The 11,797-nt window shown below is 71.1% G+C and carries 15 protein-coding genes and 2 pseudogenes; 9 read left to right on the forward strand and 8 right to left on the reverse strand.

Features of this window, described 5'->3' with window-relative positions:
* Window positions 1-887 (reverse strand): hypothetical protein (locus RMN98_RS08765; protein WP_309648432.1); only part of this gene is annotated, 887 nt, incomplete at its 3' end.
* Window positions 884-1,762 carry a TIGR03619 family F420-dependent LLM class oxidoreductase gene (locus RMN98_RS08770; RefSeq protein ID WP_309648433.1) on the reverse strand — a complete coding sequence of 293 codons (879 nt, stop codon included), beginning with the start codon at window positions 1,760-1,762 and terminating at the stop codon, window positions 884-886. The genes RMN98_RS08770 and RMN98_RS08765, both read right to left, overlap by 4 nt.
* A gap of 45 nt (window positions 1,763-1,807) precedes the next feature.
* On the opposite strand from RMN98_RS08770, the gene RMN98_RS08775 reads away from it, so the two are divergent.
* The 3 genes from RMN98_RS08775 to RMN98_RS08785 all read left to right on the forward strand — a co-directional run bounded on the left by RMN98_RS08775 (window position 1,808) and on the right by RMN98_RS08785 (window position 3,407).
* Window positions 1,808-2,242, forward strand: a complete 435-nt coding sequence (locus tag RMN98_RS08775) for a nuclear transport factor 2 family protein (protein ID WP_309648434.1) — start codon at window positions 1,808-1,810, stop codon at window positions 2,240-2,242.
* 1 nt (window position 2,243) lies between these two features.
* Window positions 2,244-2,738 (forward strand): nitroreductase family deazaflavin-dependent oxidoreductase, encoded by a 495-nt coding sequence (locus tag RMN98_RS08780; RefSeq protein WP_309648435.1) that lies wholly within the window; start codon window positions 2,244-2,246, stop codon window positions 2,736-2,738.
* An 87-nt stretch (window positions 2,739-2,825) separates the two neighbouring features.
* Window positions 2,826-3,407 carry a hypothetical protein gene (locus RMN98_RS08785; RefSeq protein WP_309648436.1) on the forward strand — a complete coding sequence of 194 codons (582 nt, stop codon included), beginning with the start codon at window positions 2,826-2,828 and terminating at the stop codon, window positions 3,405-3,407.
* A gap of 22 nt (window positions 3,408-3,429) precedes the next feature.
* Here RMN98_RS08785 and RMN98_RS08790 read toward each other — a convergent pair whose 3' ends face one another.
* On the reverse strand, window positions 3,430-4,374 hold the full coding sequence (locus tag RMN98_RS08790) for an EamA family transporter (RefSeq protein WP_309648437.1): 945 nt from the start codon (window positions 4,372-4,374) through the stop codon (window positions 3,430-3,432).
* A gap of 39 nt (window positions 4,375-4,413) precedes the next feature.
* On the opposite strand from RMN98_RS08790, the gene RMN98_RS08795 reads away from it, so the two are divergent.
* Both RMN98_RS08795 and RMN98_RS08800 read left to right on the forward strand, forming a co-directional pair.
* Complete coding sequence (locus tag RMN98_RS08795) at window positions 4,414-4,911, forward strand: MarR family transcriptional regulator (RefSeq protein WP_309648438.1); 498 nt, start codon at window positions 4,414-4,416, stop codon at window positions 4,909-4,911.
* Window positions 4,912-4,924: 13 nt separating this feature from the next.
* On the forward strand, window positions 4,925-5,509 hold the full coding sequence (locus RMN98_RS08800) for a SecDF P1 head subdomain-containing protein (protein WP_309648439.1): 585 nt from the start codon (window positions 4,925-4,927) through the stop codon (window positions 5,507-5,509).
* On the opposite strand, the gene RMN98_RS08805 is transcribed toward RMN98_RS08800, so the two are convergent.
* Entirely contained in the window at window positions 5,496-6,341 is an 846-nt protein-coding gene (locus tag RMN98_RS08805; protein ID WP_309648440.1) for an aldo/keto reductase, read from the reverse strand. The genes RMN98_RS08800 and RMN98_RS08805 overlap by 14 nt on opposite strands.
* Window positions 6,342-6,387: 46 nt before the next feature.
* Between RMN98_RS08805 and RMN98_RS08810 the strand changes: the two genes are divergently transcribed.
* A complete protein-coding gene (locus tag RMN98_RS08810; protein WP_309648441.1) occupies window positions 6,388-6,837 on the forward strand; it encodes an NUDIX domain-containing protein in 450 nt (149 codons plus the stop codon).
* Here the strand turns inward: RMN98_RS08810 and RMN98_RS08815 are convergent.
* Complete coding sequence (locus RMN98_RS08815; RefSeq protein WP_309648442.1) at window positions 6,821-7,798, reverse strand: M28 family peptidase; 978 nt, start codon at window positions 7,796-7,798, stop codon at window positions 6,821-6,823. The two genes, RMN98_RS08810 and RMN98_RS08815, sit on opposite strands and share 17 nt — an antisense overlap.
* 38 nt (window positions 7,799-7,836) lie before the next feature.
* Here RMN98_RS08815 and RMN98_RS08820 point away from each other — a divergent pair, with 38 nt between their 5' ends.
* Window positions 7,837-8,544: an alpha/beta hydrolase gene (locus RMN98_RS08820; protein ID WP_309648443.1), complete on the forward strand. Its 708-nt coding sequence runs from the start codon at window positions 7,837-7,839 to the stop codon at window positions 8,542-8,544.
* A gap of 92 nt (window positions 8,545-8,636) precedes the next feature.
* Here RMN98_RS08820 and RMN98_RS21020 read toward each other — a convergent pair.
* Window positions 8,637-9,053: pseudogene (locus tag RMN98_RS21020) on the reverse strand (GNAT family N-acetyltransferase); the annotation flags it as partial.
* Between the two features lie 70 nt (window positions 9,054-9,123).
* Here RMN98_RS21020 and RMN98_RS08825 point away from each other — a divergent pair.
* Window positions 9,124-9,249 carry a hypothetical protein gene (locus RMN98_RS08825; RefSeq protein ID WP_309648444.1) on the forward strand — a complete coding sequence of 42 codons (126 nt, stop codon included), beginning with the start codon at window positions 9,124-9,126 and terminating at the stop codon, window positions 9,247-9,249.
* Window positions 9,250-9,265: 16 nt separating this feature from the next.
* Here RMN98_RS08825 and RMN98_RS08830 read toward each other — a convergent pair whose 3' ends face one another.
* Window positions 9,266-10,018: a class I SAM-dependent methyltransferase gene (locus RMN98_RS08830; RefSeq protein WP_309648445.1), complete on the reverse strand. Its 753-nt coding sequence runs from the start codon at window positions 10,016-10,018 to the stop codon at window positions 9,266-9,268.
* A complete protein-coding gene (locus RMN98_RS08835) occupies window positions 10,015-10,752 on the reverse strand; it encodes a class I SAM-dependent methyltransferase (RefSeq protein ID WP_309648446.1) in 738 nt (245 codons plus the stop codon). The genes RMN98_RS08830 and RMN98_RS08835 overlap by 4 nt, the downstream gene beginning before the upstream one ends.
* A gap of 542 nt (window positions 10,753-11,294) precedes the next feature.
* On the opposite strand from RMN98_RS08835, the pseudogene RMN98_RS08840 reads away from it, so the two are divergent.
* Window positions 11,295-11,797, forward strand: a pseudogene (locus tag RMN98_RS08840) (hypothetical protein); the annotation flags it as partial.

Below are 11,797 nucleotides of genomic sequence, written 5' to 3' on the forward strand. Positions count from 1 at the left end.
ACGCCGTCGGGGTCGGTGTCGGCCTGGGCCTTGGTGAGCGAGGTCTGGTGGGTCTCGTAGTCGGTCGAGGCGTACCAGTCCGAGCCGATCTGGATCGCCTGGTAGGCGCAGTCGTCGCAGCGCGGCACCGAGACGATCATCGCCTCGTCCTCGGCCAGCTCGTAGTGACCGATGGACGAGCGCTGCGACGCGAGCCCGCCGGGCGTCGACTGCGGGGCGGTCAGGGTGTTGACCGGCTCCTTGTACTGGAAGAACTGGGGGAAGGCGAACCACGTCTGGATGCTGCCGACCAGGCTGCGGGCGGCGACCTCGTACTTCTTGCGGAGCAGGTCCTCGGTGAGGCTGCGGGCCGGCTTGCCGAGGGTGTCGGTGCGCTCGATGGTGAGCAACCCGCGCTCCTCGGTGTCCCAGTCGTTGAAGACCTCGCGCACGATGAGGGTCTTGGCGCCGGGCTCGGCGACGTAGGTGAACTCGAAGGTCCCGTCGGCCGCGACGTCGAGCTCGCGGTCGTCGAAGGCCATCAGCGACGTGGCCGCCGAGGTGGCGCTGTACGAGCCGCCCATGACCTGGAAGGACAGGTCCGCGCTGGACCCGCGACGTCCGCGCACGACGTACTCGACCCCCTCGCGGAGGTAGGCGTTGAAGTAGATCGCGTCGGGGTTGTCGAGCCCCTGGCGGGAGAACTGGTGGGTCGGGTTGATGAGCAGCGGCCGGTCGAGGTCGTGGTCGAAGGCCATCTGCATCGCCATGCGGATGCGCCCCGAGAGGTAGTCGTAGCCCTCGAGCCGGTCGGCCTCGGTGCGGATGAACGGCGCGTTGGCGACGAGCTCCTCGGCCTCCGCGATCGCGTCCTGCAGCACCTGGGTCAGGCCCAGGCTGCCGCTCATCCGTTGACCTTGTGGATGACGCTGTGGGCGTACTTCTCGATCGCGTCGATCTTCTTCTCGAGCGGCTCGGTGTCCGGACCCATGATGTAGGGCACCCGGAACCCGACGATGCAGTCGGTGACGCCCTTGTCCTCGAGACGCTTGATGCCGTCGACGTCGTAGGCGTCGTAGGAGATGACGTGCACCTCGAAGTCGTCGCGGGTGTCGCCCTCCTCTCGGCGGATCTCGGCGAGCCGCGTCAGCAGCCGGTCGAGCTCCTCGCCGTCGCCGCCGGCGTGCATCCAGCCGTCGCCCTTGAGGACCGCGCGGCGCAGCGCCGCGTCGGCGTGACCGCCCACCAGGAGCGGGATCCTCTCGGTCGCGCCGGGGCACTGCTTGAGCTCGTCGACCTGGTAGAAGTCGCCGTCGTAGGCGAAGTACTCACCCATGGTGAGCCCGCGCAGGATGTCCATGCACTCGTCCATGCGCTTGCCGCGCTTGGCCCAGTCGACGCCGAGGTTGGCGAAGTCCTCGGGCCACGGGGACAGGCCGACGCCGAGACCGAGGCGGTTGCCCGAGAGGAACGCCAGCGACGAGGCCTGCTTGGCGACCAGCACCGGCGGGCGGACCGGCAGCTTGAGCACGAACGGCGTCAGGCGCAGCGTCGTGGTGTGCGCGAAGAGGTGCGCGCAGAGCACCATCGTCTCGATGAACTCCTTGCCGTCGAGGAAGGCGCGGTCCCCGGTGTCGGTGTAGGGGTACTTGGAGTCCGACTCCTTGGGATAGATCAGGCTGTCGGCCACGGTCATGCTCGTGTAGCCGGCGGCCTCGGCGGCCTGCGCGAGCGGGGCGTAGTAGTGCGCCTGGGTCATCGCCTCGGCGTAGGTGAATCGCATGCGCTCACACTAGAACGTGTTCCAGTTTTGTGCCAGAGTTCACACGTGGACCTCCAGATGCTGAGCGACCGGGCCGAGATCTCCGACGTGCTGACCCGCTACACCCGCGCCATCGACACCGGGGCGTGGGACGTGCTGGACACCGTGTTCACCCCCGACGCGCAGATCGACTACACCGAGTCGGGCGGGATCGCGGCGTCGTACGACGAGGTCAAGCCGTGGCTGGCCGAGATGCTGCCGGCGTTCTTCCCCAAGCGCATGCACACCCTGGGGCAGCTCGACATCCGGCTGGACGCCGGGGACCCGGACGCCGCGACCTGCTCGGCGTACTTCCACAACCCGATGCCCACGGACGACGGGAAGGGCGGGGAGAAGATCGTCGAGCTGGGCGGGATCTACCACCACACGCTGGTCCGCACCCCGGACGGTTGGCGCAGCCGGCACCTGCACGAGCAGGTCGTGTGGAAGCGTGGCCTCTGACATGACGATGACCCCGGAGCAGCTCGAGAAGCGGAAGAAGGCGCTCGCGAGCCCGGCGACGGTGAAGGTCATCAAGTACATGGCCAAGGCGCAGGTGAAGGTGTTCACGCTCACCGGCGGTCGCATCGGCAGCAAGTGGCGCATCGGCGCTGGCTTCCGCAAGCCGGTGCCGACGCTGCTCCTGGACCACGTGGGCCGCAAGTCCGGGACGCGTTTCCGTACGCCGCTGCTCTACCTGCTCGACGGTGCCGACGTCGTGGTCGTCGCCTCGCAGGGCGGGCTGCCGAAGAACCCGCAGTGGTACCCCAACCTCGTCGCCTCGCCCGACACGACCATCCAGGTCCGCACCGAGAAGCGCCCGGTCCGCGCCCACACGGCCTCGCCCGAGGAGCGCGCGCGGCTGTGGCCGCTGCTCGTGGAGCTCTACGCTGACTTCGCGGTCTACCAGGAGTGCACCGACCGCGAGATCCCGGTCGTGGTCCTCGAGCCGCGCTGAGGCTCGGCCCACGGGCCGGCGTTTGGTCTGCTTGGCTGCGTCGCCGACAATGGCCCCGACGTACGCCGAGCCAGGGAGAGACCGCACGTGGCCGAGGAAGACACCGACCGTCCCGCCGGAGCCGACGGGCATCCCGTCCTGTCGGGGATCGTCGCGCTGGTGGCCGTCGCGCTGACCGTCGGGCTGATCCTCGGCGGTGGTGCCCTGGCAGCCAGCCGGGTGCTCGGCATCGGGGGATCCGAGGAGGCGACCTCGGGCTCGACAGCGCAGGAGACGATGTTCCTGCCGCCGGTGGAGCCCACCAACCGCGACTCGGACCCGCTGATCACGCTGGCGCCCGACCCGGAGGGCTCGGTCAGCCAGTTCCCCAGCGAGGAGCCGTCCGAGGAGGAGCCGGAGTCCGCGATCTCGTTGCAGTCCGGGCAGACCGCGGTCGGTGCGATGGAGCGCATCGACCTGACCGGTGTCTATCCCGGCGGTGAGGGCGCGATCCTCCAGGTGCAGCAGTTCGAGAGCGGCGCGTGGGGTGACTTCCCCGTGACCGCCCTGGTGAGCAACGAGACCTTCTCGACCTACATCCAGACCGGCAAGCCCGGTGAGAACCGTTTCCGCGTGGTCGACACCGACAACGACAAGATCTCCAACGAGGTCACGGTGACGATCGGCTGAGGTCGGCCCGTCGGGCACCGACCTATTCTCGTCGCGCTCCGGCGCCGACGAGCTCGCGGGGAGTGGTGGGTGGGACGGAGGCGGTGCGGCGGGTCGCCCGGTGGCGGCGTACGGCGGCCGCCACGGCGGGCTGTCCCGCGACGACGCCGCCGAGGACCAGCGCCATGCCGAGGGCCTGTGCCCAGCCGAAGAGCTCGCCCGCGAACGCGACGCCCAGCAGGGTGCCGACCACGGGGTTGAGCAGGCCGATGAGGGAGACCGCCCCGGCGGGCATGCGTGTGAGCCCGTGGAACCAGCAGGTGTAGGCCAGGATCGTGCCGACCACGCCGAGCCACAGGAAGCCGGCGGTGGCGGGCAGGTCGATCGCGGGCGGCGCGCCCTCGACCGCGAGGGCGACCGGCACGAGGACCAGTCCTCCGGCGACGAGCTGCCACGACACGAGGGTGACCATGTCGACCGGCGGTTCCCAGCGCTTGAGGAGCACGAAGCCCACCGCCGTGACGGCGACCGAGCCGAAGGCCGCCAGCAGGCCCACGGTCGAGACCTGACCGGGGGAACGGAGGACCAGGAGCCCGACGCCGAGGATGCCGACGAGAGCGGCCGCGATCCGCGCGGCGCCGGGGCGCTCGCGGAGCAGCCGCCAGGCGACGGCCATGACAGCGAGCGGCATCGTCGCCTGCAGGGTCGCGGCCAGGCCGCCGGGCAGCTCGTAGGCGGCCAGGAAGATGAGCGGGAAGAAGAGGCCGATGTTGAGCACCCCGAGCACGGCGGAGCGCCACCACCAGTCGCCCTGGGGAAGTCGACGGCGGTAGGCCAGCAGCAGGAGACCCGCCGGCAGCGCGCGCACCACGGCGGCGAAGAGCGGGCGGTCGGGCGGCAGCAGCTGCTCCGTGACGACGTACGTCGAACCCCACGCGATCGGCGCGACGGCGGTGATCGCCGCCGTGCGCCATGAAATACTTTCCATGGAAGCAAGAATAGTTTCCAGGTGGGATATATTCCGCGCATGGAGCGCGACCTGGATCACGTCGGCCGGATCATGGCTCAGTGGGCGGTCGAGCGTCCCGACCTGGACGTCGCGCCGCAGGGGATCATCGGGCGCCTGACGCGGCTCGCGCAGCACCTCGACGAGGAGCTCACGGTGGTCTACCGGTCGTTCGGCCTGGGCGAGGGCGAGTTCGACGTCCTGGCCACCCTGCGGCGCAGTGGGGAGCCCTTCGAGCTGACGCCCGGTGGGCTGGCGGCCTCGACGATGGTCTCGTCGGGAGCGGTGACCAAGCGGGTCGACCGGTGCCTGGGGAAGGGGTGGGTGACGCGCCGGGTGAGCGAGCTCGACGGTCGCGGTCGGGTCGTCGCCCTCACGCCTGCGGGCCGCGCGCTCATCGACGAGGCCTTCGAGGCCCACATGGCCAACGAGCAGCGGCTGGTCGAGGGGCTCGGAGACCTGGGGCGGTCGCGACTCGCCCACCTGCTCGAGACCTGGGGACGCGCCCTGGACGCGTGAGACATTCGCAGGCATGAGACTGCGACCGCTGGTCCTCGGGTCCCTGCTCGTCGCCGTGCTGGCGGGGTGCGGTGACGAGCCGCCCGCAGGTCGGCCGCAGGCTGACCGGACCCCGACCTCGCCGTCCGCGTCGACCGCGCCGACGGCACCGTTGGAGGTCCGGGCCGTGATCGCCACCAGTGAGGCACCGGCGCCGGACTCGCTGGTGAAGCAGCAGTTCGACGGCCTCGACTGCGACGCACCGCCGGTGGCCCTGGGCGTCGACCAGGAGGGCGCTGCCTGCGACGACCGAGGCACGAAGTACAGCCTCGGGCCGGCCGTGGTCGTCGGCGGGGTCGAGGACGCCCAGGCCGGCATTGCGGCCGGCTCGGACGTCTGGGTCGTCACGGTCGATTTCGAGACCGGTGCCAGCGAGTCCTTGGGCGACCTGTCCTTCGAGCTCGCCGCCACGGGTGGCCGGCTCGCGCTGGTGGCCGACGGCACGGTGATCAGCGCCCCCACGGTGGAGACGCCGATCACCGACGGCCGTCTGCAGCTGGCCGGCGACTTCGACGAGGAGTCGGCGACCGCCCTGGCCGAGAGCCTCAGCCGGGGATGAAGTCGAACGTGTCGGGGTGCGGGCCGGTGCGGCCCTCCTCGCCACGGTCGAGCGCGGTGATGGCGGCGACCTCGTCGGCGGTGAGGGTGAAGTCGAAGATGTCGAAGTTCTCCCTCATCCGCTCCTCGCGCATCGACTTGGGGAAGATGATGTCGCCACGCTCGAGGTGCCAGCGCAGGGTCACCTGCGAGGCGGTCTTGCCGTGGGCGGCGGCGATCTTGCCGATCACCTCGTCGTCGAGCACCGCACCCTTGGCGATCGGGGACCATGCCTCGACCTCCACACCGTGCCGGATCGACGCGGCGCGGGCCGCCTCGTTCGTCAGGTAGGGGTGGACCTCGATCTGGTTGACGGCCGGCAGCACGCCGGTCTCCTCCACGATGCGGTCGAGGTGGGCCGGCTCGAAGTTGGAGACACCGACGGAACGAGCGCGCCCGTCCTGCGTGAGCTCGGCCATCGCCTTCCAGGTGGAGACGTAGTCGCCGTCGTACCTGGTGGGCAGCGGCCAGTGGACCAGGAAGAGGTCGACGTGGTCCAGGCCGAGCTTGGCCAGCGACTCGTCGAAGCTGCGGCGCACGTCGTCGGGGGCGTGGAAGCCGTTGTTGAGCTTGGTCGTGACGTAGAGCTCGTCGCGCGGGATGCCGGAGGACGCCAGGGCCTCGCCGACACCCTCCTCGTTCTGGTACATCTGCGCGGTGTCGATGTGGCGGTAGCCGACCTCGAGCGCGGTGCGCACGGTCGCGGCTGTCTCCTCGGGCGGGACCTGGAAGGTCCCGAAGCCGAGCTGCGGGATGGTCGTGTGGTCGTTGAGCGTGATCGTGGAAACGGTCATGGGGGCATAGCGACGGCGCCCAGGTGGTCTATTCCATGATGGGACGATGGAGTACACCGACTACGACACACGTCTGGCCGCCTACGCCGTCATCGTCGACGACCAGGACCGGGTCCTGCTCGCGCTGTGGAACGAGGCCGACGAGAAGAAGTGGACGCTGCCCGGGGGCGGGGTGGACTTCGACGAGTCGGTCGAGGACGGTGCCGTGCGCGAGGTGCGGGAGGAGACCGGCTACGACGCGCTGCTCGGTCGCCTGCTGGGCGTGCACAGCTACACGATCCCGGTCTCGCGGCGCCTGGCCGACACCGATCGGCCGATGAAGGCGGTGCGGGTCGTCTACGAGGCTTCCGTCGTGGGTGGGGAGCTCACCCGGGAGGTCGACGGCAGCACCGACGAGGCGCGCTGGTGGCCGCTCGCCGAGGTGGCGCGGCTGCCCCGCGTCGGGCTCGTCGACATCGGCCTCGACCTGTGGCGGGCGGCTACCTCAGCCAGCTGACGACGATGCGGGCGGCGGCGGCGAGCTGGGACCGTCGTACGACGTCGGGGGTGTCGGCCTCGGAGTGATAGCCGGCGTAGGGCGTGCTGCCCAGCCGCGCCCCGGGCAGGCCGTCGCGCACGAAGGACCAGTGGTCGCTGGAGCGCTGGAAGGGGTCGAGCACGGTCGCCTCGTCCGCGCGCCGGGCTGCTGCCGTGATCTCGTCGGTGAGGGCGTTGGGCTCCGCGGGCGTGCCGACCGGCATCACGTCGCCGACGCCGACCCGGTCGAGCGACACCATGCCGCGCAGGCCGCGGCGCTCGGTGGGCGTGAGGGAGGCGACGTAGGCCCGAGAGCCGTAGTGGTGGTCGTCGTCGGTGGGGCCGCGCGGCTCCTCGGACCCGAAGGCGATGAGCACGACGGGCAGCCGGGTCCTGGTCTCCGCGATCGCGTCGGCCGTCGCCAGCAGGGCCCCGACGCCGGAGGCGTTGTCCTCGGCCCCGGGTGCCTGTGGCACCGTGTCGAGGTGCGCGCCGACGGCGAGCCAGGGCTTGCCGGGTGCGACGTCGCCGCGCGTCGCGACCAGGTTGACGCTGGGGCCGGCCTTCACGGGCACGCCCCACGAGACGCCGGCCGGGGTGGGGAAGCGCTGCCGCGTCACCTGCCACCCGCTGGCCTCGAGCCGGTCCTGGACCCAGTCGGCCGCCTCGACGTACGCCGGACTGGTCCCGGGCCGTGGGCCGATGACGCCCGCGAGGTGGCGCACCGCGCGGGTCGCGACCGAGACGTCGACGTCGTCGGGGCTGGCGCGGCGCTCGGGAGTCGGCGTCGGGGTCGGCGTCGCGGCGGGTGGGGTGGTGGGCGTGTCCGCGGGCGGAGCCGGGATGCTGCTGGCCGCCGGCGGGGTGGCCCCGGGTTCCGTCGTGCTGCTGCAGGCGGCGAGTGCCGGGAGCAGGGCCATGGCGCCGAGAAGTCGCCTCATCGCCCCAGTGTGGCTCACGGTTGCTAGCGTCCGCGGGCATGGACTCGCTGCGCGTCGAGGTGGACGGCGTCGCCCTGCACGTCGGCGTGGCGGGGGACGGCCCGGACGTGCTGGTGCTGTCGGGCGGGCCGGGGTGCGTGCACTACCTGGAGCAGGACGCGATCGCGCCGGTCGGTCACCGCGCCTGGTTCCCCGAGCCTCGCGGGGTGGGACGCTCCGGCGGCGGGCCGCACGACATGGAGCGGGCGCTCGCGGACCTCGAGGCCGTGCGGTCGGCCGTGGGGGTCGCGTCGTGGGTGGTGGTCGGCCACTCGTGGGGCTGTGACCTGGCGGTTCGCTACGCCGTGGAGCACCCGGCGTCGGTGGTGGCCGTCATCGGCATCGCGGGGCGCGGTCCGCAGCGCGACCGCACCTGGTCCGAGGCCTACGAGGCGGGCAAGCCCGGTGAGCCCGTCGTGGAGATCGCCTGGGTGCCCCAGGTGCACGCGGCGCTGGGCGCGTCGTTCACCTCGTGGATCCAGGGGGAGTCGCTGTGGCGGGGTCTCGCCGAGTGCGAGGTGCCGATGGCCTTCGTCGCCGCCGGCGACGACATCCGGCCGAGCTGGCCCTTGGCCCAGCTGGCGCGGACCGTGCGCCACGGGACCTTCACGGCCGTCCCCGACGTGCCGCACGACTTCTGGTCGACGCATCCCGAGGTGTGGACCCGGACGGTCAGTGAGCTGTGTGCGGCGGTGACGGGTCGGTGAGGTCGTCGTCGCCGACGTCGATCCAGTAGCGCCGCAGCCGGCCGTGGGGGTCGTCCACGACCTCTTCGAGGATCCCGCCTGTTGCGCTCGATCGTCCTGATCGACCCGACGTTGTCGTCCAAGCAGACGACCAGCAACCGGTCCAGGCCCCCGGACCGGGCGAGGGGGCGGACCTGGCCGAGCGCCCACGTGGCGAGGCCCCGGCCCCGGGCCGAGGGGCGGACGCCGTAGCCCACGTGTCCCAGTCGCTGGGTCGTCTCGGTGCTGACGTGGCGCAGGACGATCCCGCCCTGGACCTCGTCGCCCTCGACGATCCACCAGGCCCGCGCGGCCGGCAGCGCGTGCAGCCGGGCGACCCAGGCGGCGAAGCCGTCCACGGAGCCGACCTCGTCCTCGGGCTTGCTCGCGAAGCCGTCCTCGTGGACGCCAGGCCCCCACTCGCGGTGGCAGGCGAGCCAGGCGTCGTGGAGGTCGGTGGTCGGGGTGACGAGCTCGGGCATGTCCCTCATCCTCGGTCACGGCGATGCTCCTGAGTAGCGTCCGGTGGACGCGCGGCACGCATCCAGGGAGAGCAACGAGATGAGACCGCACCGCTCTTCGATCAACGTCACGCTCGCCGGCCTGCGCGAGCGCGTGCAGCTCGAGCTCGTGGACCGCCGTGAGTTCCGGTCCGGGGCGGTCGCCCTGTCGTACCGGTCAAGATGAGCCGACTCAGGCCGACTCAGGCCGACTCACAGACGCAGAGCTGGAGCGCCGCCTCTGCGGTGAGTGGCCCCCGGGACCAGTCGCCGAACCGCTCGACGAGCCGCAGACCACCGAGTGAGAGCAGCAGCGGCAGCTCCTGGGGGAAGACGCTCCTGAGCTCCAGCGGTACGACGACGTAGTCGGGCCGGGAGTCCGCCGAGAAGTACCAGGTCCCGCGAGTCACCTGGGCGGCCGCGTCGTAGGTCTCGGCAACATCGACGCTGACGTTGCCGCGTTCGGGATCCTGGAAGGCCAACGCCTCGCGGGTGCGCCGCACGCCGTCGGCGCCGGCAAGCATGCGCACACTCGGATTGAACACGTCGAAGACGAACCGCGCTCCGGGCGCCAGATGCCTGCGCACCGACCGGAAGCAGCTCACGAGGTCGCCGGCCTCCTGCAGGTGGAGCAGTGAGTTGGCCGCGATGATCACGAGCTCGAACGTCCGGCCCAGGTCGAAGTCGCGCATGTCGCCCTGCGCCCACTCCACCTTCACGCCGCGAACGTCGGCCTTGCGCTGCGCCTCGGCGAGTATGTCCGGCGAGAGCTCCAGACCGACGCACGGATGCCCGTCGGCGGCGATGGGGATCAGCTTGCGTCCGGTGCCGGACCCGAGCTCCAGGACGGATCCGCCTTGTCGACGGGCCTCCGCCCTGTAGAAGTCCACGGCCCGCTCGCCTCCGGGGAACAACAGGTCGTACAACCTCGCGTCCGAGTAGAACTGCTCGCTCATGAGGCGCACCTCCCGGCGACGACCAGGTACCCGTCGGTGGCTGGGTCGAAGGTGGTGGTCTCGACCCTGAGACCTACGCTCCCCAGCTCCGCGACGAGGTCCTCGTAGCGGAAGGGCCAGATGGACAACCGCTCCGAGCAGGCTCGCACTGCCCTGTCCGGCTCGATCTGGGCGACCACGATCTCGAGGAAGTGCTCCTGCTCCCAGTGCTGCTCGATGTGCCAGTAGTAGCTCACGACCGCATCGCGGTCGTTGCGGCGGATGAGTCGGTCGCGGACGTCGACCCGTGAGCCGGCCGAGCGCACGAGCTCCCAGTTGCGTGACGTGAGCACGAGGCGCCCGCCCCGACTCAGCAGCCGCGACATCGCTTCCAGTGCGGTCAGGCGCCCGGCTGCGCCCTCGGCGTGCCCGAGCGAGTTGCCGACGCAGAACACCAGGTCGAACGTGGAGTCCTCCAGGTGGACCGGCAGCTCGTCCCAGCTCGCGCGCAGGGCTCGCAGCGAGACACCCTGCTCGCTGGCGAGCTCCTCGGTCCGGCGCACCATCCCGTCGCTGGCGTCTGCGGCGACCACGTCAAGGCCGATACTCGCGAGACCGACGGCCAGCTGGCCGGTTCCACAGGCGCAGTCGAGGACGCGCGCGTGGGGCGGCAGAGAGTCCACGACATCGCCGTAGTAGACCGCGGCTGCCTGGGCGGGGGACAGCTTGTCGTCCCCGATCAGCCACTCGTACACGTCGGAAAGCTCCCCGTAGCCAGCCACCGCGATCACCTCCGGGCAGGACTCCACCACGTCCAGCCGCTGGACTCCACCGGATTTGCAGCGGGGAACCGCGCCGTGCGCCCGTCGTTGGTCGAGCCCGAGGAGCTCCGGTGAGGAGGCGTCGGGCCCATCTGGACCGCGCCCTCCCGGGGTGGTCAAACGTTTGGCCAACGGGGAGGGACCTGTCGGTGGTCAAGCACTTCCGGTCGGTGGTCGACCCGACGAGCCCAGCGGGGAGGCGTCGAGACCTGACCCCGAGCTCGGATCCATGTGGAGAACTGCTTGTCAACCGAACGTGTCTTCGACTACACGAGATGCATGGCCGCAGGCGTGATCGACCCCCACCAGGTCGACGACGACGCGCCCACACCCACCGACCTCATCACCCTCATCCGACAGACCGGGCAGCAGCCGACCAGGCCAACCTCGACCGGTTCCACCTCGCGATCGAGTGGGCCCACGCCCACCCCGAGACCCCCGGCGACCAGTCCTGGAAAGCACCCCACCGCAGCTCGGTGCCAGCTGGCGACCTCGGGGACCACGACGACCGCACGCCCGGCACCGGCGACCTCGACGAGGACCAGTGGTTCGGCATCCCACCCATCGCCTGGAACGCCGCCGCACCCTTCGCGACCGTCAACCAGATGACCACCTCGGCGGGTCGGGCGTTCATCCGCGACAGCCTCGTCATCCGGCACCGGATGCCACGCCTCCACGCCAAGGTGTCCGCCGGGAAGGTCCCGATCTGGCGGGCCCACCGCATCGCCCGCGCCGTCCTCGGCACACCGGCAGATGTCATCGCCCACGTCGACCAGGCCATCGCCCCCATCGCGGACACCGCCGGGCTCGTCACCCTCGAGCACCGCCACGTCACCCTCGATGAGCGGACCATGGGCCACACCGGGATCGCCACCATGGACATCCGCGGCGACTGGGCCGACCTCGTCGACTTCGACACCGCCCTGTCCCGGGTGGCCGAGGCGTTGAAGCGCGACGGATCCCACGAGTCCCTCGACGT

Origin of the sequence: Nocardioides sp. (genome assembly GCF_031397825.1) — a bacterium.
Taxonomy (GTDB): Bacteria; Actinomycetota; Actinomycetes; order Propionibacteriales; family Nocardioidaceae; genus Nocardioides.